The following is a 22,018-nucleotide window of genomic DNA, read 5'->3' as shown; positions in this document are numbered from 1 at the left end:
GGAATCATGCCGAGCCCGGGATGGCCAACACCCTCCAAGGATCACTCCTCAACCGGGTAGGAAGAAAGTAACGGGGGCGGCGCTCGGCCCGCTCGGCCCGCTCGGCCCGCTCGGCCAGCTCGCTGTCTCGACTCGCTCGGCTGTCTCGACTTGGGATGGGTTTCTCACTTGGGGATGGGTTCTTTCCCATCCCGAAGTGAGAAACCCATCCCGAGAACTGGAGGCACTTCCGGGTGTTCGCCTGGGCGGCCCGCCGTGATCCGCGAATGTCGGTGCCCGCCGCTAGCATTGCCTCGGTTCGACCGCGTGACGGTCGGCGACTCGAAGGGGAGCAGCGGTGGTCGAATACTCAGAGGGCAGTTACTCAGCGGGCAGTGCGTCATTTGCCGAGGGCCTGCCACGCCCCAATGTCACCCTCGATGAGGTGCGTCGCCTTGCGAGCGAGCTCTACGGCCTCACTGGCGACGTGCGCGAACTCGGCAGTCAGCAAGATCGCAACTTCCTCTTCACCGAGACGGCCTCGCCCTCGCACCCTGCCGGGCGTCAGGTGCTGTTCAAGATCAGCAACCGCGCCGTGCGCCGCGACGAGATCGAGGCGCAGAACGAGGCAATGCGGCGGATGCACGTGGCTGGCCACCCGTCGCCGGCGCCGCTCGCGAGCGTCAACGGCCGCGACATCGAGACCGCAGCGGTCGACGGGGCGCCGCACAGCATCCGTCTCCTGACGTTCGTCGACGGCACCCCACTGATCGACTTCGAGCATTTCTCGCCCACGACGATCGCGGCCATGGGCACGCTTGTGGGGCAGGCCGTCGCGACGCTCAGTGACTTCCAGCACCCGGGGCTCGACCGCGAACTCCAGTGGGACCTGCGGGTCGGCGAGCAGCTCGTCGAGGAGCTCATCACCTACGTCGCCGACCCCGAGCGGCAGGCGTTTGTGCTCGGCGCGCTCGAGGAGGCGACGGCGTTGCTCGCCCCGCTCAAAGAGTCGCTGCCGCTCCAGGCCATCCACGGCGACCTCACCGACGACAACCTCGTCGCGACCGCCGGGGCGCTCGGCCGCCCCGAGCTGTCGGGCATCATCGACTTCGGTGACGTCGCCACCGGCTGGCGCGTCGCCGAGCTCGCCGTGGCCTGCACAGCGGTGTTCCACCACGACCCCGCGCGCCCGCTCGCGGTGGTGCCGCTCATCCGCGCCTTCGACGAGGTCGTTCCGCTGACCGACGCCGAGATCGACGCGCTCTGGCCGCTCATCGTGCTGCGTGGCGCGACACTCGTTGTCAGCGGCCTGCAGCAAGTCGCCATCGACGAGGGCAACGACTACGCCGAGTCGGCGCTCGAGCGCGAATGGACTATCTTCGCCGTCCCGGCCGCCCTCGACTCTCGCGTCGCGACGACCGCGATCCGGCGCGCGCTCGGCCGCAGCGTCAAGGCCGGCCCTTCGACGACGGCCGATGACGCGACCCTCCTCGACTCCGAGCTCGCCCGACGCGCCCGCGTCATCACGCTCGACTCGACGAGCACGGAGCTGCGCGACGGCGCGTGGCTCGGCGACGAGGGTGCCGAGGCGGAGGCGCAGCTCCTGCTGTTGGCCGCACGCAGCGGTGGACTCGCCGCGACCCGTTTCGGCGAGGCGAGGCTCACGCGTTCGATGGGTGTGGCCCACGACGCTCCCGTCAACGTCGCGACCGGCGTCGAGCTCTACAGCACGCACGACCTGGCGCTCACGGCACCATTCGGCGGTCTCGTCACCGCGGCCGAGGGGCACGTGACCCTCACCGAGGGCAACCGCACGCTGGTCATCGCCGGCGCACGAGGGCTGGTCGAAGGCCGTTCGCTCGAGAGTGAGGGCGCGAGGGCCGCCCCTTCCCGCGTCGAGGCGGGCGAGCCCTTCGCCGAGATCGCAGGCTGGGCGCAGGTCACCCTGCAGGCCGGCGAAGTGTCCGCAGCGGATGCGGCTGCCGCGCCGGTCCCGCGCTTTGTCACCGCCGAGGAGTTCCCGTCGTGGCTCGCCGTCGTCGGCGACCCGAGCGCGCTCATCGGGCTCGCGCCGAGCTCCGCGAGACGCGCCGGAAGTGGTGCGGAGGCGACGCTCCGCGCGCGACTCGACGCCTACGCGCCCCTGCAAGGCCACTACTACGAGCATCCGCCGCAGATCGAGCGGGGCTGGCGCGAGATGCTCATCGACACCGACGGCCGTCACTATCTCGACATGGTCAACAACGTCACGGCGCTCGGCCACGGGCATCCCGTCCTCGCCGACGTCGTTGCGCAGCAGTGGCGCATGCTCAACACCAACTCGCGTTTCAACTACGCGTCGGTCGCGGAGCTCAGCCAGCGCCTCCTCGACACGCTGCCCGACTCGTTCGACACCGTGCTGCTCGTCAACAGCGGCACCGAGGCGGTCGACCTCGCGCTGCGGCTGACCAAGGCGTTCACGGGGCGCGACGACGTCGCGTGCGTGGAGGAGTCATACCACGGCTGGTCCTCTGCGGCCGATGCCGTCTCGACCTCGACGTCCGACAATCCGCTCGCCGCCGAGCTGCGCGCCCCGTGGGTGCACGCCTTCGACGCGCCCAACGCCTACCGCGGCACCCACCGGGGTGACGGGGCAGGCGCGAGGTATGCGGCGGATGCGGTCGCCGAGCTCGAGCGGCTCGCTGCGGCCGGCCGTCCCGTAGGAACGTTCATCGCAGAACCCCGCAACGGCAACGCCGGGGCGATCGAGGTCCCGCCGGGCTACCTCGCCGCGGTCTACGCCGCGGTGCGTGCTGGCGGGGGAGTGGTCATCTCCGACGAGGTACAAGTCGGCTACGGGCGTCAGGGAGAGGTCTTCTGGGGCTTCGAGCAGCACGCCGGCATCGACGGCGAGACGATCGTGCCCGACGTCGTGACGGTCGCGAAGGCGATGGGCAACGGGCATCCGTTGGGAGCCGTCATCACGCGCGCAGAGATCGCGCAGGCGCTCGCCGACCAGGGCACCTTCTTCTCGTCGGCCGGTGGGTCGACGCTCAGCGCCAGACTTGGCGTGACCGTGCTCGACATCATGCGCGACGACCGCCTGCAGGAGAACGCGCACGAGGTCGGGGGCTACCTGCGAGGCCAGCTGCTCGCGCTCGCGGAGCGGCAGCCCCTGATCGGCGCCATCCACGGTCGCGGTCTCTACCTCGGCGTTGAGCTGGTGCGCGACCGGACGACCCTCGAACCGGCCGACACCGAGACTCGCGCCCTCTGCGACCGGATGCTCGCACTCGGCATCATCGTCCAGCCCACCGGTGACCGCGGCAACGTGCTCAAGGTCAAGCCGCCGCTGTGCTTCACGAAAGAGAGCGCAGACACGTTCGTCGCCGCCCTCGATGAGGTGCTCACCCGCGGGCTCTAGCGTGCCGCGCCGAGCAGCGTGCCGTGCCCAGCAACGTGCCGTGCCCAGCAGCGTGCCGCTCACGCGCACGATCGCTGCTCGTCGGAGAGCACTTAGCACCGCTGCGGAGCGGGACTACGACTCGCGGCGTTCGGGAGCCTGGGCCGCGGCGGTGGATCGAGGGCCGGGTAAGATGAACCCCGGTGTGCCGGGAAGTCTGGTCGGCGGCCCGGTCGAGATGCGACGGGTCCGAACCCTTGGGAGACCCCGTGAACACGCCACCCCCGAACGCACCAGACCCGCACACACCAGACCCGCACACGCCAGGCCTGAGCTTGCCAGGCTCGAACGCTTCGCCGGACTCAAACAGGTCGCCCGGTGCCAAAGACTCGCCGGACTCGCCTCACTCGCCGGACTCGCCTCACTCGGAGGCCACACGCGACTCGGCCGTCGACTCCAAACAGGCGGAGCATCCGGCCGCAGCAAAGCCCCTCGCCGCCCCGGTCTCCGTCGGTGGGCCGCTCGCCAAGCTCAGTGCGTGGATTTCGCGGGAGACGACCGGCGGCATCCTTCTGCTCCTGGCGGCCGCGTTCGCGCTGGCGTGGGCGAACTCACCGTGGCGCGACGGCTACGCGGCCCTCTCCGGAGTGGTCGTCGGTCCCGCATCCCTGCACCTCGATCTGTCCCTGTCGACCTGGGCGGCCGACGGCCTCCTCGCGATCTTCTTCTTCGTGGTCGGGGTCGAGCTCAAGCAGGAGTTCGTGACGGGCAGCCTCCGCAACCCGCGCGAAGCCGCGGTCCCAGTGCTTGCGGCGGTCGGCGGCATGGCGATGCCCGCGCTGCTGTTCGTGCTTGCGGTCACGCTGCTCGGCGACCCGGGCGCCGTCGGCGGCTGGGCGATCCCGACCGCCACCGACATCGCCTTCGCGGTCGGGGTGCTCGCGATCTTCGGGAAGGGTCTCCCGCGGGGCCTCCGAACGTTCCTGCTGACGCTGGCCGTCGTCGATGACCTGCTCGCGATCGTCATCATCGCTGTCTTCTACACGGCCGGGGTGAACCTGCTGGCGCTCGGTGCATCCATCGCCGTCATTGCGGTGTTTGCGGTGGTCGTGCGTTCGAAGCGACCCGTCTGGTGGCTGCTGGTTCCGCTCGCGATCGTCGCGTGGGCGCTCATGCACGAGTCAGGCGTGCACGCCACGATCGCCGGGGTCCTGCTCGGGTTCACGGTGCCTGCCAAGCTCGTGCACGGCGAGGCGTCCGCGCGCACACATCGCTTTGCCGAGCGCGTCGGCCCGCTCTCGGCCGGCTTCGCGCTCCCCGTGTTCGCGTTCTTCGCGGCCGGTGTCAATGTGGTCGACGGCGCAGGCATCGGCGAGGTCGTCTCACAGCCGGTGTTTGTCGCGGTGGCTGGCGCCCTGGTCGTCGGCAAGCTGCTCGGCGTGCTCGGCATGACCGCGCTCGTCACGAAGCTCACCCCGCTTCGGCTTCCCGATGCCATCGGCTTGCGCGATCTCCTGCCGGTCGGGTTCCTCACCGGCATCGGCTTCACGGTGTCGCTGCTCATCACGGAGCTGTCGTTCCCCGACGGCGAGCACACGTCCGCCGCAAAGCTCGCCGTCCTCGCTGGAACGCTCATCGCGGCGACGCTCGCGGCCGTCACGCTGCGCCTCGACGCCCGCCGGGCGCGCGGCGCCGACATGAACGAAGACGGCGTCCCGGACATCGACACGACCCCCATCCGCTGAGGCCGGCGCGGCGCCGCGTCCCGCCTGGGGCCGCCTGCTTCGCGCCGCCTGGTGCCGCCTGAACGCGCCGTTTGCTTCGCGCCGCCGGCTTCGGGCCGCCTCGATCCTCCACCTCCAGCGTGGAGCATCGAGATCCGGTGCTCGCCGATCACCCGCTCGGCGAGAGCCACGCTCCGCCCGGGCGTGCTGACAGCCAAGGTGACGACGGCTGTGGATTCATGCAGTGCGCGTCGAATCGTCGGCCTACGTCACCTTGAGCGTCGGCTGGGACGGCGGCCTTGTGCTGCCCTCAGCCAGCGCTCCCAGAGGCTTGGGTTGCATTAAACGAGTCTCGGGATGGGTTCCTCACTTCCGGATGGGTTGCAACCCATCCGGAAATGAGGAACCCATCCCGAGATACTGAGCGTGCCGGACGCGGAGGTGTTGGCCTCCGCGCCCGGCGCCCGAGCGTCCGCGCCTCCGCGCGGGGCGACCGACCTAGCGGGCGAGCTCGCCCTGCAGCGATGCTGCGACGGGCACGTCGGCGTCGACCGGTGCCTTGCGCACCCATTTCTTGAGGGCGACGACGGTGAGCGCCGAGATCAGCGTTCCGATGAGGATCGCGAGCACGAACCAGAGCAGGTTGCCGATGGCGAAGAACACGAAGATGCCGCCGTGGGGTGCCTGTGAGGTGACGCCCATCGCCATGGTGAGCGCGCCAGTTGCGGCGCCTCCGACAATGCTCGCGGGGATCACGCGCAGCGGGTCGGCTGCGGCGAAGGGGATGGCGCCTTCGGAGATGAAGGCCGCTCCGAGGAGCCATGCTGCGCGTCCGTTCTCCTTCTCGACGGGGGAGAAGAGGCGGGGTGCGATCGTCGTGGCGAGTGCCATGGCGAGGGGCGGGACCATGCCGGCTGCCATGACGGTGGCCATGATCATCCAGGGTGCCTGGTTGTCGAACGATCCGGCTCCGAGGCCGGCGACGGCGAACGCGTAGGCGACCTTGTTGACGGGTCCTCCGAGGTCGAAGCACATCATGGTGCCGAGGATGATGCCGAGCAGGATCGCGCTGGCGCCGGTGAGGCCGGTGAGCCAGGTGTTGAGCCCGTTGGTGAGGGCCGCGATGGGTCCGCCGAGGAGGATGACCATGAGGCCGGAGGCGATGATGGAGCCGATGAGCGGGATGATGACGACGGGCATGAGGCCGCGCATCCAGCGGGGCACGTTCCACGAGCCGATCCAGTAGGCGGCGCCACCTGCGATGAGGCCACCGACGATGCCGCCGATGAAGCCGGCGCCCATGATGCCTGCGACGGCACCTGCGACGAAGCCGGGCGCGATGCCTGGCCGGTCGGCGATGGCGTAGGCGATGTAGCCGGCGAGGGCTGGCACGAGGAAGCCCATGGAGGCTTGGCCGATGGCGGATGCGACGGCGCCGAGGTAGACGAGGAGGCCCGATCGGGTTGCTTCGTCTGGTGGCAGGTTGAAGAGGGAGTTCTGCAGGATGATGTCGGTGTTGCGGCCGTCGCTGACGATGTCGTAGCCGCCCAGGAGGAAGCCGAGCGCGATGAGGAGTCCGCCACCTGCGACGAACGGGATCATGTAGCTGACGCCGGTGAGCAGCCAGCGCTTGATGCGGGCGCCGACGCTTTCGTTGGCGGTGTTTTCGGAGGAGTCTGCGGCGTCGGATGCGGGGACGCGCTTGGCGTTCGGGTCCTTGGCTGCGGCGACGGCTTCGGTGAGGAGTTCGTCTGGGTGGTCGATGCCGCGCTTCACGGGCGACTGCACGACCGGCTTGCCGGCGAAGCGGCCGCGGTCGCGCACGTCGACGTCGTTGGCGAAGATGACGGCGTCTGCTCGTTGGATGATGGCGGGGTCGAGGGGCGTGACCTTCGAGGAGCCTTGCGGTTCGACGTAGAACTCGATGCCCATCTCCTTGGCTTTCGCGGTGAGGGCGTCCGCCGACATGAAGGTGTGGGCGATGCCGGTCGCGCAGGAGGTGACGGCGACGATGACGGGGCCGGTGGATGCGCCGCTCGCGGCGGGCGTCGCGGGTGCGGCTGCCGCTGCTGGCTGTGCTTCTTCGGGCTCGAGTGCTTTCTCGACGATCGCGACGATTTCTTCTGGGGTGGTCGCGGCGCGGAGCGAGTCGTTGAACTCGGGGACCATGAGGGAGCGCGCGAGCTTGGAGAGCATTTGGAGGTGCTCGTCGTGTGCGCCGTCTGGGGCTGCGATGAAGAAAACGAGGTCGCTTGGGCCGTCGTGGGCGCCGAAGTCGACGCCTGGCTTGAGGCGGGACATGGCGAGGGTGGCTTCGGTGACGGCGCCGGAGCGGCAGTGCGGGATGGCGATGCCGCCGGGGACTCCGGTGGGGCCTTGTTCTTCGCGGGCGAGGGCGTCTGCGGCGAGGCCTGCGGCGTCGGTCGCGCGGCCTTGCGAGACGACGCGTTCGGCGAGGTTGCGGATGACATCGGTCTTGTCCGCACCCAGGTCGACGTCGAGGGCGACGAGCCCTGGCGTGATGTAGGTGGTCATGATGCGTTCTCCTTGGTGCTGGTTGCGGGGTTGTTGCTGGGTGCGCCGGTGATGGCGAGGTGGGTGATGCGGACGAGGTCCGGCTGTGTCTGCTCTGGGGATGGAACTCCGCTGCCTGGGAGGGAAGCTGCGGCGCTTCCGTGGGCGACGGCTTGGGCGAGGGCGCGTTCGGGGGTGGCCCCGGTGACGCTCGCGAGCAGGTAGCCGGCGAGCGACGAGTCGCCTGCTCCGACGGTGCTGCGGACGCGAGTGGGTGGCGGGGTGGCGAAGAGGCTGGTGGTGGCGTCGCGGTAGATGGCGCCGGCTCCGCCGAGGGTGGCGAGGACGGCGTCTGCGCCGTGTTCGAGGGCCCACGCGGCTGCGTCTGCGGCGAGCTGCGGGTCTGCTTCGAGGGTGTCGCCGTCGGCGATGCCGCTCAGTTCGGCGAGTTCGAAGGCGTTGGGCTTGATGAGTTGAATGCGGGTTCCGGATGCGAGGAGCGCTTCGAGGGGGGCGTCGGAGCTGTCGACGGCGACGCGTGGCGCGGCGTCGCCGAGTTCGGAGCGGACGGCGTCGATGAGCGTTGCATAGTAAGAGGAGTCGAGGCCGAGGGGCAGCGAGCCTGCGAGGACCAGCCATTCGGCGTCTCGGGATGCGGCGACGACTGCGGAGACGAGGGCGGCGGCTTCGTCTGCGGTGAGGTGGGGTCCTGGCTCGTTGAGCTTGGTGGTGGTGCCGTCGGTTTCGGTGATGGCGAAGTTGGTGCGCACCTTGCCTTCGATGCGCACGGGGTGCATCTGGAGTCCTTCTGCTTCGACGAGGTGCGTGAAGTCGTCGTGGGCGGATGCGGGGAACACGGCGAGGTTCTGGAGCTTGGAGGCGCGGAGGGCGCGGGAGACGTTGATGCCTTTGCCTCCTGCCTGCGATTCGCTGCCGGTGAGCCGTTGCACTTCGCCTCGGGCGAGGTTGTGCGGGAGGGCGAGGGTTTTGTCGATTGCCGGGTTGGCGGTGACGGTGACGATCATGCGAGCACTGCTTCCACGTCGTTCTCGGTGAGCGCGGCGGCGAGTGCCTCGCGCGGGGGCTGGTCGGTGACCAGGGCATCGACGCTGGAGAGCGGTGCGATGTGGGTGAGGGCGTCTTGGTTGAACTTGGAGGCGTCGACGGCGACGACGACTCGGCGTGCGCCTCGGCACATGGCTGATTTCACGGCGGCTTCGTCGGGGTCGGGGGTGCTGAGTCCGAATTCGGCGCTGATGCCGTTGGTGCCGATGAAGGCGAGGTCGGGGCGGAGGGCTGCGAGCTGGGTGAGGGCGCTGGGTCCGACGGCGGCGCTGGTGAGGCCTCGGACGCGGCCGCCGATGGCGATCGTGGTGAGTTCGCTGCGTGCGGCGAGCTGGGCGAGGATCGGGAGCGAGTTGCTGATGACTTGGAGTTTCGCGAGTTCGTCTGCGGGGCGTCGGAGGAGTGCCGTGGCGATCTCGGCTGTCGTGGTTCCGGCGTCGATCAGGATGGAGCCGGTGAAGCCTCGGGGGATGAGGTGTTCGGCGGCTTCTCCGATGCGCACTTTGGCGTCGTGGTTGAGGGGTTGCCGTTCGGCGACAGCGGTTTCGGCGAGGCTGCCGAGGGAGTTGCTGACGGCGCCGCCGTGGACGCGGCGGACGAGGCTCTCGAGTTCAAGCTGGTCGAGGTCACGGCGGATGGTCTCGGGGGTGACGTCGAGGTCGCTCGCGAGGTCGCGCACGGCGACTTTTCCGTGCTGCGTGATGCGTTCGAGGATGAGCGCGTGCCGCTCCGTTGCGTACATGGATGCTCCTGTGCGATCCGGGTGTTGGTTCTGGTGGAGAGCGTACGGGGCAAACGGAGATAAAACAAGAGAAACAAAGACAAACACAGAATCTCTCGATCATGGGTGCCTTGCTACGCTCCTTCGATGCCTCCAGTTGATGCCTCTTCCTCTGTCTCTGCCGCTGACCGGTTCGCCCCGGAGCAGCTGCGTCAGCTCCTCGACATAGCGCTCACGCTCGCAACCGAGGCGGGGGCTCTTGTCGCTGACCTTCGAGCGAAGGGAGTCGCCGTAGCGGATACGAAGTCGTCGTCGGTCGACATCGTCACGGCCTCTGACCGCGCGTCCGAAGCGCACATCCGTCGCCGCCTCGAGGAGCTACGTCCCGGAGACGGCTTCTTCGGCGAGGAGTCGGACGCGACGGAGAGTGAGACCGGGCTGACCTGGGTGGTCGACCCCATCGATGGGACCGTGAACTACCTCTACGGCTACCCCAACTACTCGGTGAGCGTCGCCGTTGTCGTCGGTGACCCGGGAACTGAGCCGTCGAGCTTCACGACGCTCGCTGCCGCCGTCGTCAACCCGGAGGGTCGTGAGGCGTTCACCGCGATGCGCGGTCTCGGGTCCTGGCGCAACGGCGAGCGGCTGCAGGTGGATGCGGCCCCGCCGCTCGAGCTCGCGCTCGTGGGTACGGGGTTCAGCTACTCGGCAGAGCGCCGCGTGCAGCAGGCGGAGCAGTGGAAGGCGTTGGCCGGGTGCGTGCGCGACCTGCGTCGCGTCGGTGCCGCATCCCTCGATCTCTGCAACATCGCGGTGAACCGACTCGACGCGTACTACGAGTCGGGCTTGAACCCCTGGGACCACGCGGGGGCGGCCCTCGTCGCGCGTGAGGCCGGAGCCGTGGTCGTCGGCGAGGGGCTTGGGCGTGAGGGGCGCCGTCTCATCATCGCCGCGCGCCCCGGGCTCGAGCTCGAGCTGAGCCAGTACGTCGGGGTTCTGGAGTAACGGTCCTCCCTGGACCGAGCCTCCGAATCTGCGCTCGAGCCACGCCCGGTGTGTGCCTACGAGGGTGAAATGCTCCGGGCTCCTGCGGGGGTGAAATGGTGCTGCTTCCCTGCAATGACGGGCGAGCGCGCGGTCGCTCGTGCGACTAGTGTGGACTCTCGGCGTCGTCGATTCTCCGGAGACCTTGAAGTTTCCGTGACCTGCGCGTTACTATTTACCAGTTCGTTATAAACCGCGGTAAGGATTTAATCGTTGACTTCCCTTCTCACATCGGGCCAGGAGCAGGCTCAGCCGGCGCCCATGACCCGTCGAGAACTCCGCGAAGCAGAGCGTCTCGCGTCGCTCGCCGCGAGCACTTCAGCCGTGGCGCCCGAGTCGTTCAGCTCGCGTCGTGCCCGTCGCGAAGCAGAGCGCGCAGGCTCGGCTGAGTCGTCGGCTCCGGTCATCACCGCCGCGCTTGCTCCGAAGGTCGTCTCGGTCGTCGAGTCCGCACCGGTCGCGAAGGCAGCCGCAGTCGTATCGGCCCCCGCACCTGCTCCGGCCTCGATCGACACGCCCAGCATCGCCGAGGTCGCCCAGATCCGTTCTGACGACACCGAGTCGACCGCCCGCATCGAACGCGCATCCGTCGCAGTCCTCGAGGTTCCGCTGAGCTTTGCTCGCAACGAAGAGGCACTCCGTCCCGAGGTCGACAGCAAGACCGGCCGCCGTGGCCTCGTGCGCGTCAAGAACTCCGAGACGTCGCACAAGAAGCGCGGCGCCTTCCTCCGCGGCGCCGCCGGCGTCACGGCGCTCGGCTTTGCCGCGACGATCGCCGTCGTCTCCACGATGCCGGCGAACGCAACGTCCACGCAGGAAGACCAGGTCGCAGGCGACAGCTCGGCAGCACTCGCCGACGCCGTCTCCTCGGTGCCCGGTCAGACCCTGACGGTCTCCGGTGGCGAGGGTACGACCGTCGAGCGTGAAGACGCCTACGCGGTCACCACCATGGGGTCGGCCACGGCGGCCAACCTCATGAGCCTCGTCGACCGCGGCACCTACAAGAACGACCTCTCGTCGACAGTGCAGTGGCCGTTCCCGGTCGGCGTCGCGATCACCGATGACTTCGGTCCTCGCGTCTCGCCCGGCGGCATCGGCAGCACGAACCACATGGGCATCGACTTCGCTCCTGCTCAGGGCACGCCCATCGGCTCCATCGCCGGCGGTACGGTCAAGAGCGTTACCCCGACCGACAACGGCGGACTCGGCGTGCACGTCATCGTCGAGCACATCATCAACGGTGAGCGCTACGAGAGCGTCTACGGGCACATGCTCACGGGCTCCATCGCGGTTCAGGTCGGCGACGTCGTCAAGGTCGGCGACGAGCTCGGCAAGGTCGGCAACACGGGCGCTTCCACGGGCCCCCACCTGCACCTCGAGGTCCACACTGCTGACGGCAACAAGATCGACCCGATTGCGTTCCTCACGCAGTTCAACGTCACGTCCACCGTCGTCACGATGCCCGGCGAGAGCTCGGGCGTGTAAGACACGACGCGCCACGAGGGTGGTGTTCTCACGAGGTTCCGTGAGGTGCTATCCTCATCTGGTGCCATTCGGAGCCACAAGCTCGATTGGCATCCTGCCCCGATAGCTCAGTGGTAGAGCACTTCCATGGTAAGGAAGGGGTCGTCGGTTCAAACCCGACTCGGGGCTCTGATCGTGGGTGCGGAAGCACTCTCGACACCCAGGGCTGGGTAGCTCAGTTGGTGAGAGCGCACGACTCATAATCGTGAGGTCGCGGGTTCGAACCCCGCTCCAGCTACAGACGAAGACCCGGTCGCCGTTCTGGCGGCCGGGTCTTCTGCGTTGTGCGGTGTCTCGGCGTACTTCCCGCAACTCGGTTCAGCGGGCCGCTCGCTCTGCCTGGGCCGCATCCGCCCCACCAGGTACTTGCGGGCTCAGCTTCGCTGCGATGGAGTGCACGTCTTCGCGGATCGCGGACATGATGGTCGCGCTCACGAACCCGACAATCAGCACGCCGGAAACCATAAGTGAGATCGCGAGGGCACGGCCAGCGACGGTGATCGGCGTGAAGTCGCCGTAGCCGACCGTTGTGATGGTCGTGAAGCCCCACCAGAGGGCGTCGCCCATGCTGACGATGTTCGCCCCTGGGGTGCTGTGCTCGACCAGGTAGACGCCGAGGGACGCCGTGTACACGTACAGCAGCGAGGCGATGGAGACGGCGAGCACGTTGCGGGTGCGCTTCGCGCGAGCTCCGCCGTAGCGGAAGAGCGGCAAGCGCCAGAGGTAGGCGACGATGAGGAACGGTCGCAGGATGACGACGAATAGCGAGAGCAGGTCGAACCATCGAGACCGAACGAAGGTGATCTTGGACGGGCTAATCGCGAGGCGCACGATGAACTCGGCGATGAACAGCATCCAGCTCACGGTGACAACCGTCGCGAGCTGGGCCTGGGTCGCCGCGGACAGCTCGATGTCGATGAGCAGCACTGATGATGCCGCGAAGAAGGCGATCGCGACCAGGAACATGGGGAAGGCCGTGAAGCGCTCCCAGCGTTCGAGGGCCCGCCAGCGGGCCGCGGCACGGTCAGGATGGGGAACAGGCGCGCTCGAGGTCATGCCTAGAGCGAATCACACTGCATGTCTTCCAAGCGACAGTCTCGACGCGGCTGCCCGGGCGAGACGACAACAGCGGGCCCCGGCAAACGCCGGGGCCCGCTGTTGTCGTGGTGCGAGACGCGCTATGCGCGGTTCTTGCTGCCGCGGCTCGTGATGAAGCCCCAGATGAGGAGCACGATGAGCGAGCCACCGATGGCGAGGAGCCAGCTGCTGAGCGAGAAGAACGCGTCGACGCCCTCACCGAAGAGCATGCCGCCGATCCAGCCGCCGAGCAGTGCGCCGATGACGCCGAGAATGAGGGTTGCGATCCATCCGCCGCCCTGCTTGCCAGGCAGGATGAGCTTCGCGATGGCCCCGGCGATGAGTCCGAGAAGGAGGAATGCGAGGAATCCCATGAGAGCTCCAAAGTTCGATGTTGACTGTAGTCGCCGATGTCGGACGCTTGCCCCCTTCGGAGCGCTTGTGACGTTCCGTCGGTGCGACTGCGTGCTTCACCGGACAACCCATTGTGTGCCCTGGATATCTCCGTGGCGAAATCCTATGTGGGAATCCTCGGAAAGCCGTGCCCGAGTTGTGATATTCGCGCGCACTGCGGATGGAAACGGGAAAAGAAATCAGAGAAAGGCCCCGGATGCAAGATCCGGGGCCTTATCTGTTATTCGTGTTAGTTGCTACTGTCTTACATCATCGACGGCGGCATGAGCACCGTGTCGATCAGGTAGACGGTCGCGTTTGCGGTCTGGACGCCACCGCAGATGACCTTGGCGCCACCGACGGTGAGGTTGTCGCCTTCACCCTCGACGGTGACCGTCTCACCCTGGACGGTCGTGTGGTCGCCAGCGATCTCGTCAGGCAGGATCTGGCCCTCCACCACGTGGTAGGTCAGGATGCCCGAGAGCAGGTCAGCGTCGGTCTTGAGTGTTTCCACCGTGCCGGCGTCGATCTTGCCGAAGGCCTCATCGACTGGTGCGAAGACCGTGAACTCGCCGCCGTTCAGCGTCGAGACGAGGTCGACATCAGGGTTCAGCTGGCCGGAGACGGCTGCCGTGAGCTGCGTGAGCAGCGGGTTGTTGGAGGCCGCGACCGCGACCGGGTCCTGTGACATGCCCTGGACCGAGCCTGCACCGTCCGGCACCTGTGCCGCGTAGTCGGCGCAACCCGGGCCGACGAGGTTGGCTGCTGGGTCCATCGTCTCCATGGTGGTCTCCATGGGCGACTCCATCGTGGTCTCCATGGGCGACGCTTCCATCGAGGCGTCAGGCTCAGCCGTGGGGGCCGAGTTCGAGCAGGCTGCCAGGCCGAAGGTCGAGATGGCCGCCAGCGAGAGGAGGGCGAGTGAGCCCTTCCTGGTGATAGTGCGCATAACTTCACTCCTCATTTCTCGGCCGGGGGGCCGGAGCCGCATCCGTTGCGGTTCACTGAGACATTCGGAGGCCCTGCGGAAGCGGATTGGAAAAGTTCGGAATAAATTTCTCGGCCCCAAAAGCGACGTGTCTGAGTCCTCTTTTCTCTATGTGCGTTCCGGGCGCAGAAATCGGACCGATCCACCGCTTTTGGTTCCTGCCGAGGCAAACCGATGCGGGCACCGCTCCGAACTCAGAGCACAGGCATCAACGACCGCCTGACAGCCACGCTGCAGGGAGCACAACATGATCTCGCTAGGACTCATCGGCTTCCTTGGAGGCCTCATCACGGGTATTTCACCGTGCATCCTCCCCGTGCTGCCCGTCATCTTCTTCTCGGGCGGCGTGCAGGGAGCACGAAGCGACGAGGAGCTGGAGACCGGGGCCCAGGATCCAGGGGCCGATGGGCCCGACGAGGGCGCGCTCAAGACGAGAGTCAAGAGCGAGCGCACGACGAAGCGGCGCGCATCCGCCCGGCCGTACCTCGTCATCCTGGGCCTCGTCACGAGCTTCAGCGTCTTCACGCTGCTTGGCTCGTTGCTGTTGAGCTTGCTCGGCCTGCCGCAGGATGTGCTGCGCTGGGCCGGCATCATCGTTCTGGTGCTCATCGGAATCGGCCTCATCGTGCCGAAGTTCGAGCACCTGCTCGAGAAGCCGTTCTCGTGGATCCCGCAAAAGCAGGTCAACACCGACCGGGGCGGGTTCCTGCTCGGCATCGCGCTCGGTGCCGTCTACGTGCCCTGCGCGGGCCCGGTTCTCGCGGCCATCACCGTCGCAGGCTCGACCGGTCAGATCGGCATCGAGACCGTCATCCTCACGGTGACGTTCGGTATCGGCGCCGCAATCCCGCTGCTCATCTTCGCCCTCGCCGGTCGCCGCGTTGGCGAGCGCGTCAAGGCGTTCCGCAAGCACCAGCGCGGCATCCGCATTACCGCGGGCATCGTCATGATCGCCCTCGCCATCGGCCTCGTCTTCAACCTGCCGCAGATCCTGCAGCGCCTCGTGCCCGACTACACGGCTGGCCTGCAGGAGCAGTTCAACTCGAACGAGCAGGTCGAAGAAGCACTCGCCTTCGGCGGCCTCGTCAACGAGCAGAACGAGCAGCTCACCAACTGCACACCAGGTGACCCCGAGCTCGGCGACTGCGGTCCCGCGCCCGAGATTCTCGACATCCAGGAGTGGATGAACACACCGAACGGCGAAGAAGTGCAACTGGCCGCGCAGGCCGCTGAGGGCAAGGTCGTCCTCATCGACTTCTGGGCGTACTCCTGCATCAACTGCATCCGCTCCATCCCGCACGTCACCGCCTGGGACCAGGCCTACAAGGACTCCGGCCTGCAGGTCATCGGTGTGCACTCGCCCGAGTACGCGTTCGAGAAGGAGGCCTCCAACGTGGCCAACGCCATCGACGAGTTCGGCATCGAGTATCCGGTTGCCCTCGACAACAACCTGGGCACGTGGACGAACTACCGCAACCGGTACTGGCCCGCGCACTACCTGATCGACGCCAACGGCACCGTGCGCGCCATCCACTTCGGTGAGGGCGGCTACGCGGAAACGGAAGCGCAGATCCGCGACCTCCTCAAGGAAGCCAACCCCGACGTGCAGCTCCCTGGCGAGACCGACACCTCCGACACCACGCCGGAGCTCGGCAGCACCACGCCAGAGACCTACCTCATGCCGACCAAGGTCGTGAACTACGCGGGCGAAGGCGACTACGGGCAGGGCGACCGCAGCTTCAGCTTCCCCGCGGAGCTCCCGAAGGATACGTTCGCGCTCGAGGGTGACTTCAACCTCGACTCGCAGGGCATCCGAAGCGACTCCGACGGCAAGATCAAGCTCTCGTACACCGCCTCGACCATTCGCATGGTGCTCGGCGGCTCGGGAACAGTGACCGTCGACGACGGCACCGGCCCGCGCGAGATCCAGGTCGAAGGCAACCCGGGCTCGTACCTGCTCTTCGAAGGCGACGAGAGCAAGCAGGGCGAGCTGACCGTGACGCTGGGAGGTGGCGTGGATGCTTACTCATTCACCTTCGGTTGAGACACGGCCGAACGTCCCAGTGCCGGCCTTCCTTGAGGGCCCCCACCCCTTCCTTCACAGTGAGGTCGAAGTCAACCGAATTCGCGAAACCTTCGCGAGATGGCAAGCTGAGATGGTGAGCGAAGCCATAGGAGAGATCGAGGAACTTCTCGTGCGCACCGCTACAGGCAGCAAGGAAGCGTTTTCCACCCTCTACGACCTCATGGCACCTCGTGTGCTCGGCCTCATTCGCCGGGTGCTCGTCGACCAGGCGCAGTCTGAGGAGGTCGCGCAGGAGGTGCTCCTGGAGATCTGGCAGACCGCCGCGACGTACTCGCCGAGCAAGGGCAAGGCGACGACGTGGATGCTGACGGTCGCGCACCGAAGAGCCATTGACCGAGTGCGTGCGTCGCAGGCGTCGAAGGACCGGGACCTGAAGATCGGGGTGCGCGACTTCGAGGGCGAACGCGACGACGTCGCCGAGTCAGCGGAGATCAGCATCGAGCACCGCAGGGCGCAGCAGGCGCTCAGCAAGCTCAGCGATCAACAGCGTGAAGCGGTCACGCTTGCCTACTACGGGGGTCTCACGCAGAGTGAGATCGCGGAACGGCTCGAGGTGCCGCTCGGCACGGTGAAGACGAGAATCAGAGACGGAATGAATCGGTTGCGACGAGAGTTGGGGGTGGAGTCATGAGCAACGAACAGGATCGTGAACGCGAGGAGCTGGAGCAGCTGCTGGCTGCTGAGGCGCTCTCGGCCAACGACTTCGACGACGCCGCTGACCGGGCGCTGATGAACAAGCTGCTCGAGGACGGCGAGCTCGCCGAAGACTTCGAAAGCTATCAGGAGGCGGCCGCGCAGCTGGCGCTCGCCGTCGAGCCCGTCCAGCCTCCCGCATCCATGAAGGACGCGCTCTTCGCGAAGCTCGACAGCTTCCCGCAGCAGAACCCGGTCGGCGACGAACGTGAGGTTGCTGCCTCGGCCGGCCGCCAGCAGGCAGCGGATGCGCCGCGCGCCGAAGCGTCGGACCTCGACGGTTCCGAGGGCGAGACGGGGCGCACGCTCCGCGCCGTGGCTGACGACGACGATGCGGCGTCCGACAGCGACGCCGACGACGATCGCCGTCTTGTCGCCGTCGGTGGGGGCACATCGAGCCAGGGGAGCGGCGAGGACGATTTCGGTCCCGTCGAAACCCGCGCCCGCGGCCGTTGGTTCCGCAACAGCGCCCAGGCGATGTTTGCCGCCACCGCCGCTGTTGTCGTCGCGGTGGGGCTCTTCCTCGGCGGAGGTCTGGCCTTCGGTGGCTTCGGGCAGGACAGCCAAGATCCGCCACTGGCGAGCGGTGACGTCGCGCTGATCCTCGCCGCCTCAGACGTCGACAGTGCCCGCACCGAGGTCGCCGGCGGAGGGACCGTCACGGTCTACTGGTCCGAGGAACTCGGGCAGTCGGCCGTCGTCGCCCACGGCATGGCCCAGCTCCCCGCCGAGAACGACTACGAGCTCTGGTACATCGACGGCGAGGGGCCCGCGCCCGCCGGCATCCTGACCATGGCCGATGGCGCACCCGCGGTCCGCGTGCTCGACGGCACCTTCGCACCTGGCATGGCCGTGGGCGTCACCGTCGAGTCGAAGGGTGGATCGGCGACCGGCGAGCCCACGACCCCACCGATCGCCGTGGTGCAGAGCTGACCGCCACGCGAAGCGAGCTGCGAGCGAGAGCAGCGACCCGAGACCCCCGAACGGCGATGCCGGTCGGGGGTCTCGGCGTTCCACGGTCACCCCATCACCTTGCAGTCAGTCTGGGGTCATAGCCTCACCACCATGGCATCCCCAGGCAGGCCCCCATCCGCGCAGTCCGGCAGCAGCATCCCGACCGAAGGCGCACCCGCCAACAGCTCCACGCCGGCGACGCCCGCGCCGACCGGCAACGAGCCCGCGCTCAAAGCGATTCCGCGCCCAGACGGATCGGCACCGCGCGTGCTGGTCTTCGGCTCGACGGGCTACCTCGGAGGGCGCCTCGTGCCTCGGCTCATCACCGCGGGCTACCGTGTGCGGGTTCTCGCGAGGAACGCGGGGAGGGTCGCCGCCTACGACTGGGGTGACGAGGTCGACGTGGTCGTGGGCGACGCCGACGACCCGAAGGCCGTGGGCGAAGCGGTGCAAGACATCGACGTCGTCTACTACCTCGTGCACGCCATGGGCTCGGGGTCGGACTTCGAACGCACCGACCTGCAGCTCGCCGAGAACGTCGCCGAGCAGGCAGCCAAGGCGAACGTCTCCCGCATCGTCTACCTCGGTGGGCTCCACCCCGACGACGCGAAGCTCTCGAAGCACCTCCGCTCCCGCAAGGAGGTCGGCGAGGTCTTCCTGAACTCGCCCGTGTCGACGATCGTGTTGCAGGCCGGCATCGTGATCGGGTCGGGCTCGGCGTCGTTCGAGATGGTCAGGCACCTGACCGAGGTCCTGCCCTACATGCCCGCCCCCCAGTGGGTGCGCAACCGCATCCAGCCCATCGCCGTGCGCGACGTGCTGCACTACCTCCTCGGCGCCGCTCGCATCGAAGGCGACGTGAACCGCCCGCTCGACATCGGCGGCCCCGACGTGCTCCGATACGGGCAGATGATGAACGGCTACGCCGTGAAAGCAGGCCTCCGGCAGCGCGCCATCGCCTCCCTGCCCGTGTTCACGCCCGGCCTCGCCTCGAGGTGGGTGAACCTGGTCACACCCATCCCGAAGTCGATCGCGCGTCCGCTCGTCGAGTCGCTGCAGAACGAGTGCGTCGTCAAGAATCGCGACGTGGATGCGCTGATCCCGCCCCCAGAGGACGGCCTCACGACGTACCTGCGGGCCGTCGAGCTTGCCCTCGGACGCGAGAAGCAGCGCGCGACCGAGACGAGCTGGCGCGACGCGAACGTGCACAGCGCGCCGAGCGACCCCCTGCCCGCCGACCCAGACTGGGCCGGGCAGACGGTCTTCACCGACGAACAGTCGAAGGAAAGCACCGTGTCGCCGGAGCAACTGTTCCGCGTCATCGAGGGCATCGGCGGCGACAACGGCTGGTACTCGTCGAAACTCCTCTGGGGCGCTCGCGGAGTCATGGACAAGCTCGTCGGCGGGGTCGGCCTGCGTCGCGGACGAACGCACCCAGACCGGCTCGCAGAAGGCGACGCGCTCGACTTCTGGCGCGTCGAGACCATCGAGCGAGGCGGCGAACAGGGTTCGCTCCTCCGCCTCCGGGCCGAGATGCGCGTTCCCGGCCTCGCCTGGCTTGAGATGCGGGCAGTGCCCGTCGGCGACGGCGACGGCGAGTCGGATGCGCGGGGCGACGAGACCGAGAACGGTGAGCGCATCCGCTCACGCTACGAACAGCGCGCCGTGTACTTCCCGCAAGGGCTGCTCGGTCGCCTCTATTGGGCCGCCGTCTACCCGTTCCACGGTTTCATCTTCGCCACCATGGCGTCGCGCATCGTCGCGACCGCCGCCGCCAACGCCGACGACTGAGCGGGCCCCCTCCTCCGCACCCGCGCCGGGCGCATCCACACGAGGAATGCAGGTTCGTTGCCTGACGAACCTGCATTCCTCGTGTGTCTGTCTCCCCTCGGCGCCCATCCGGCGCCCTTCCGGCGCGTTCTCGCTCAGCGAGAGCGCACCTTCCTGCATGCGATGACCGCTCCGTAGCCTCGCAGCGAGCGCCGCGCATCGGAGCGCAGGCGCCGCTCGAGTCAAGGAGGACCCATGAGCACCGAACAGCGCGTCGCCATCGTCACCGGAGCAGCACGGGGCATCGGCAAGGGAATCGCAGAACGTCTCGGCCGTGACGGCCTGCACGTCATCGTCGCCGACTTGGAAGGGGCACAGGCGGGCGTCGAGGAAACCGTCACCGCCATCGAGCACGCGGGAGGCCGCGCAACGGGAGCCGTCGTCGATGTCACCGACGAAGCATCCGTCGACGCGCTCGTCGCGTTTACCGCGGAGAAGGCCGGCAAGCTGGACGTGTTCGTCGCGAACGCCGGCATCGCACAGGTCGAGTCGCTGCTCGACTACTCGAGCGCCGACTTCCAGCGGGTGCTCGACGTCAACGTCACCGGCGTCTTCTACCAGTACCGTGCGGCGGCCCGGCAGTTCATCGAGCAGGGTGGCGGCGGCAAGATCATCGGGGCGGCGTCGATCGTCGCGTTCCGCCCGTTTGCGCTCCTCGGCCCGTACTCGGCGTCGAAGTGGGCGGTGCGAGGACTCACGCAGGCCGCGGCCATGGAATGGGCGGAGCACAATATCACGGTCAACGCGTACGGGCCCGGCATCGTCGGCACCGCCATGTGGGACCTCATCGACGAGAAGCTCGGCGCCAAGCAGGGCCTCGCAAAGGGCGAGGCGCTCGCCGAGAACGCCAAGTCCATCCTCCTCGGACGAGTCTCCGTGCCGAACGACGTCGCGCAGCTCGTCTCCTACCTCTCCTCGGAAGATTCCGACTACGTCACCGGCCAGACGATCCTCGTCGATGGCGGCATCCAGTTCAGCTAACTCACCCCGCCCGCCCCGACTGCCCCCGGCCCGCGCACCTACCTATCTCGCCCGGGGCATCCACACGGGATCTGCATGTTCCTCAGCGCAGGAGCCTGTATCTCTCGTGTGGATGCCCCGGGCGAGGGCGCTTCAGCGTTCCGCCAGGCGCCGGGCTCGGAGGTCCTGCGCGTGGGTGATAAAGGCTGACGGGTTGGGCCAGAGATCGGCGAGCACGACGCGCTCGGGATGCCAGTCGAGGGTCGCGACCCTGCGCGCCCGCCTGACATCCTTCTGCCATTGGCTACGGCTGGTCCGATGCCCGTCACCGTCGTAGTCGTAGAGGATGCGCGCTTGCTCGTCAGCGCAGTCGCCGCGCGCGACTTTGCGCCCGGCGCGGTCGTACAGCAGGTGTTGCACGGTGAGGGTCGGATAGCCAGACTGCTCCAATAGGAAGCGCATCATCGTCTCGTAGGGGGATTCAACGCGGAGACGGATGTGCGGCAACACCTCACGGAGACGCGAAGCCCCCGTGCACGGCGACCAGTCGGTAGCAGCGGTGGCGAGCAGCTCTGGCGTCGAGAGCGCGCCGAGCCAACGCCGGGATGGGTACCAGTGTGAGGTCGTGACGAGCGCGTCCGCGAGCGCCAGCAGGTTCATGACGTCAAGGTCTCGGGCGAGCAGGCAGAAGATGAGCTCTGGGGACGGGAGCAGGAGGCCGTCGAACTCGAAGGTGCGCCAGGCGCGTTGCGGCACAATCCGAGTGATTGTTCCGCGCGGTGACGATGAACTGAAGCCCTGCGGAACAATCAGGTGCACCCGGGGGTCTCGCGCGAGTGTGGCAGGCAGTGGGAGCCCCAGAATGCGGGCGGCAGAGACCGCACCGTACGCCTGCCGCTGCCGTGCCCTCGCCGCGTAGCTCACGTCGCGCATCCGGAGGAGTTCAACGGCCCGTTCGAGTTCGGTCATCGTCGTAAGCCTGGCAACGACCTCCTTGCTGGGCGGGGCGACACGAACACCGTGGAAGGGGCGATCCAGGTTCGAGTTGTCCAGCCGTCCGCGGCCCACACCCGCCTCGTACGCC

At 67.8% G+C, this 22,018-nt stretch carries 16 protein-coding genes and 2 tRNA genes; 11 read left to right on the top strand and 7 right to left on the bottom strand.

The window, feature by feature from the left end; all coding sequences use genetic code 11:
- The first annotated feature begins 337 nt into the window (after positions 1-337).
- Positions 338-3,382 (top strand): aminotransferase, encoded by a 3,045-nt coding sequence (locus ACPYN9_RS02865; protein ID WP_424463731.1) that lies wholly within the window; start codon positions 338-340, stop codon positions 3,380-3,382.
- Positions 3,383-3,630: 248 nt separating this feature from the next.
- Positions 3,631-5,106: a Na+/H+ antiporter NhaA gene (nhaA, locus tag ACPYN9_RS02860; protein ID WP_424463729.1), complete on the top strand. Its 1,476-nt coding sequence runs from the start codon at positions 3,631-3,633 to the stop codon at positions 5,104-5,106.
- 477 nt (positions 5,107-5,583) lie between these two features.
- Here nhaA and ACPYN9_RS02855 read toward each other — a convergent pair whose 3' ends face one another.
- Genes ACPYN9_RS02855 through ACPYN9_RS02845 form a run of 3 tightly spaced genes read right to left on the bottom strand, consistent with a single transcriptional unit; the run spans position 5,584 to position 9,406 of the window.
- On the bottom strand, positions 5,584-7,620 hold the full coding sequence (locus ACPYN9_RS02855; RefSeq protein ID WP_424463727.1) for a PTS fructose transporter subunit IIABC: 2,037 nt from the start codon (positions 7,618-7,620) through the stop codon (positions 5,584-5,586).
- On the bottom strand, positions 7,617-8,624 hold the full coding sequence (locus tag ACPYN9_RS02850) for a 1-phosphofructokinase family hexose kinase (RefSeq protein ID WP_424463725.1): 1,008 nt from the start codon (positions 8,622-8,624) through the stop codon (positions 7,617-7,619). The genes ACPYN9_RS02855 and ACPYN9_RS02850 overlap by 4 nt, the downstream gene beginning before the upstream one ends.
- On the bottom strand, positions 8,621-9,406 hold the full coding sequence (locus tag ACPYN9_RS02845; RefSeq protein ID WP_424463723.1) for a DeoR/GlpR family DNA-binding transcription regulator: 786 nt from the start codon (positions 9,404-9,406) through the stop codon (positions 8,621-8,623). Before ACPYN9_RS02845 ends, ACPYN9_RS02850 begins: the two co-directional genes overlap by 4 nt.
- A 126-nt stretch (positions 9,407-9,532) precedes the next feature.
- Here ACPYN9_RS02845 and ACPYN9_RS02840 point away from each other — a divergent pair, with 126 nt between their 5' ends.
- The 4 genes from ACPYN9_RS02840 (at position 9,533) to ACPYN9_RS02825 (ending at position 12,191) form a co-directional block, all read left to right on the top strand.
- Positions 9,533-10,390, top strand: coding sequence for an inositol monophosphatase family protein (locus ACPYN9_RS02840; RefSeq protein WP_424463721.1), 858 nt, complete (start codon positions 9,533-9,535; stop codon positions 10,388-10,390).
- A 252-nt stretch (positions 10,391-10,642) separates the two neighbouring features.
- Positions 10,643-11,914 carry a M23 family metallopeptidase gene (locus ACPYN9_RS02835; protein WP_424463719.1) on the top strand — a complete coding sequence of 424 codons (1,272 nt, stop codon included), beginning with the start codon at positions 10,643-10,645 and terminating at the stop codon, positions 11,912-11,914.
- A gap of 96 nt (positions 11,915-12,010) precedes the next feature.
- Positions 12,011-12,082: transfer RNA gene (locus ACPYN9_RS02830), tRNA-Thr, on the top strand.
- Between the two features lie 35 nt (positions 12,083-12,117).
- A tRNA-Met gene (locus ACPYN9_RS02825) sits at positions 12,118-12,191 on the top strand.
- Positions 12,192-12,271: 80 nt separating this feature from the next.
- Here ACPYN9_RS02825 and ACPYN9_RS02820 read toward each other — a convergent pair.
- From ACPYN9_RS02820 to ACPYN9_RS02810, 3 genes are all read right to left on the bottom strand, one after another.
- A complete protein-coding gene (locus tag ACPYN9_RS02820) occupies positions 12,272-13,009 on the bottom strand; it encodes a potassium channel family protein (RefSeq protein ID WP_424463717.1) in 738 nt (245 codons plus the stop codon).
- Between the two features lie 122 nt (positions 13,010-13,131).
- A complete protein-coding gene (locus ACPYN9_RS02815; RefSeq protein WP_424463715.1) occupies positions 13,132-13,404 on the bottom strand; it encodes a GlsB/YeaQ/YmgE family stress response membrane protein in 273 nt (90 codons plus the stop codon).
- Between the two features lie 284 nt (positions 13,405-13,688).
- Positions 13,689-14,372 (bottom strand): fasciclin domain-containing protein, encoded by a 684-nt coding sequence (locus ACPYN9_RS02810; protein ID WP_424463713.1) that lies wholly within the window; start codon positions 14,370-14,372, stop codon positions 13,689-13,691.
- A 286-nt stretch (positions 14,373-14,658) separates the two neighbouring features.
- Between ACPYN9_RS02810 and ACPYN9_RS02805 the strand changes: the two genes are divergently transcribed.
- From ACPYN9_RS02805 to ACPYN9_RS02785, 5 genes are all read left to right on the top strand, one after another.
- Positions 14,659-16,455 carry a cytochrome c biogenesis protein DipZ gene (locus ACPYN9_RS02805; RefSeq protein WP_424463711.1) on the top strand — a complete coding sequence of 599 codons (1,797 nt, stop codon included), beginning with the start codon at positions 14,659-14,661 and terminating at the stop codon, positions 16,453-16,455.
- A gap of 112 nt (positions 16,456-16,567) precedes the next feature.
- Entirely contained in the window at positions 16,568-17,128 is a 561-nt protein-coding gene (gene sigK, locus ACPYN9_RS02800; protein WP_424463709.1) for an ECF RNA polymerase sigma factor SigK, read from the top strand.
- Positions 17,125-18,123: an anti-sigma factor domain-containing protein gene (locus tag ACPYN9_RS02795; RefSeq protein ID WP_424463707.1), complete on the top strand. Its 999-nt coding sequence runs from the start codon at positions 17,125-17,127 to the stop codon at positions 18,121-18,123. The genes sigK and ACPYN9_RS02795 overlap by 4 nt, the downstream gene beginning before the upstream one ends.
- 132 nt (positions 18,124-18,255) lie before the next feature.
- Positions 18,256-19,935, top strand: coding sequence for a DUF2867 domain-containing protein (locus ACPYN9_RS02790; RefSeq protein ID WP_424463705.1), 1,680 nt, complete (start codon positions 18,256-18,258; stop codon positions 19,933-19,935).
- 234 nt (positions 19,936-20,169) lie between these two features.
- Complete coding sequence (locus tag ACPYN9_RS02785; protein ID WP_424463703.1) at positions 20,170-20,955, top strand: SDR family NAD(P)-dependent oxidoreductase; 786 nt, start codon at positions 20,170-20,172, stop codon at positions 20,953-20,955.
- Positions 20,956-21,087: 132 nt separating this feature from the next.
- Here the strand turns inward: ACPYN9_RS02785 and ACPYN9_RS02780 are convergent, their stop codons facing one another.
- A complete protein-coding gene (locus ACPYN9_RS02780) occupies positions 21,088-21,903 on the bottom strand; it encodes a hypothetical protein (protein ID WP_424463701.1) in 816 nt (271 codons plus the stop codon).
- Positions 21,904-22,018 lie beyond the last annotated feature (115 nt).

The sequence above is a fragment of the Pseudoclavibacter helvolus genome, from assembly GCF_049707175.1.
Classification (GTDB): domain Bacteria; phylum Actinomycetota; class Actinomycetes; order Actinomycetales; family Microbacteriaceae; genus Pseudoclavibacter; species Pseudoclavibacter helvolus_A.
Note: the sequence above shows the minus strand (reverse complement) of the source record. Positions and strands in the feature narration are given on the sequence as shown.

Excerpts from the sequence above, each read along its gene's own strand:
- ACPYN9_RS02790 (WP_424463705.1), top strand. The coding sequence starts at position 18,256 with ATGGCATCCCCAGGCAGGCCCCCATCCGCGCAGTCCGGCAGCAGCATC.
- ACPYN9_RS02815 (WP_424463715.1), bottom strand. The coding sequence starts at position 13,404 with ATGGGATTCCTCGCATTCCTCCTTCTCGGACTCATCGCCGGGGCCATC.
- ACPYN9_RS02845 (WP_424463723.1), bottom strand. The coding sequence starts at position 9,406 with ATGTACGCAACGGAGCGGCACGCGCTCATCCTCGAACGCATCACGCAG.
- sigK (WP_424463709.1), top strand. The coding sequence starts at position 16,568 with ATGGTGAGCGAAGCCATAGGAGAGATCGAGGAACTTCTCGTGCGCACC.
- ACPYN9_RS02820 (WP_424463717.1), bottom strand. The coding sequence starts at position 13,009 with ATGACCTCGAGCGCGCCTGTTCCCCATCCTGACCGTGCCGCGGCCCGC.
- ACPYN9_RS02805 (WP_424463711.1), top strand. The coding sequence starts at position 14,659 with ATGATCTCGCTAGGACTCATCGGCTTCCTTGGAGGCCTCATCACGGGT.
- ACPYN9_RS02850 (WP_424463725.1), bottom strand. The coding sequence starts at position 8,624 with ATGATCGTCACCGTCACCGCCAACCCGGCAATCGACAAAACCCTCGCC.
- ACPYN9_RS02795 (WP_424463707.1), top strand. The coding sequence starts at position 17,125 with ATGAGCAACGAACAGGATCGTGAACGCGAGGAGCTGGAGCAGCTGCTG.
- ACPYN9_RS02785 (WP_424463703.1), top strand. The coding sequence starts at position 20,170 with ATGAGCACCGAACAGCGCGTCGCCATCGTCACCGGAGCAGCACGGGGC.
- ACPYN9_RS02780 (WP_424463701.1), bottom strand. The coding sequence starts at position 21,903 with ATGACCGAACTCGAACGGGCCGTTGAACTCCTCCGGATGCGCGACGTG.
- ACPYN9_RS02810 (WP_424463713.1), bottom strand. The coding sequence starts at position 14,372 with ATGCGCACTATCACCAGGAAGGGCTCACTCGCCCTCCTCTCGCTGGCG.
- ACPYN9_RS02840 (WP_424463721.1), top strand. The coding sequence starts at position 9,533 with ATGCCTCCAGTTGATGCCTCTTCCTCTGTCTCTGCCGCTGACCGGTTC.
- ACPYN9_RS02855 (WP_424463727.1), bottom strand. The coding sequence starts at position 7,620 with ATGACCACCTACATCACGCCAGGGCTCGTCGCCCTCGACGTCGACCTG.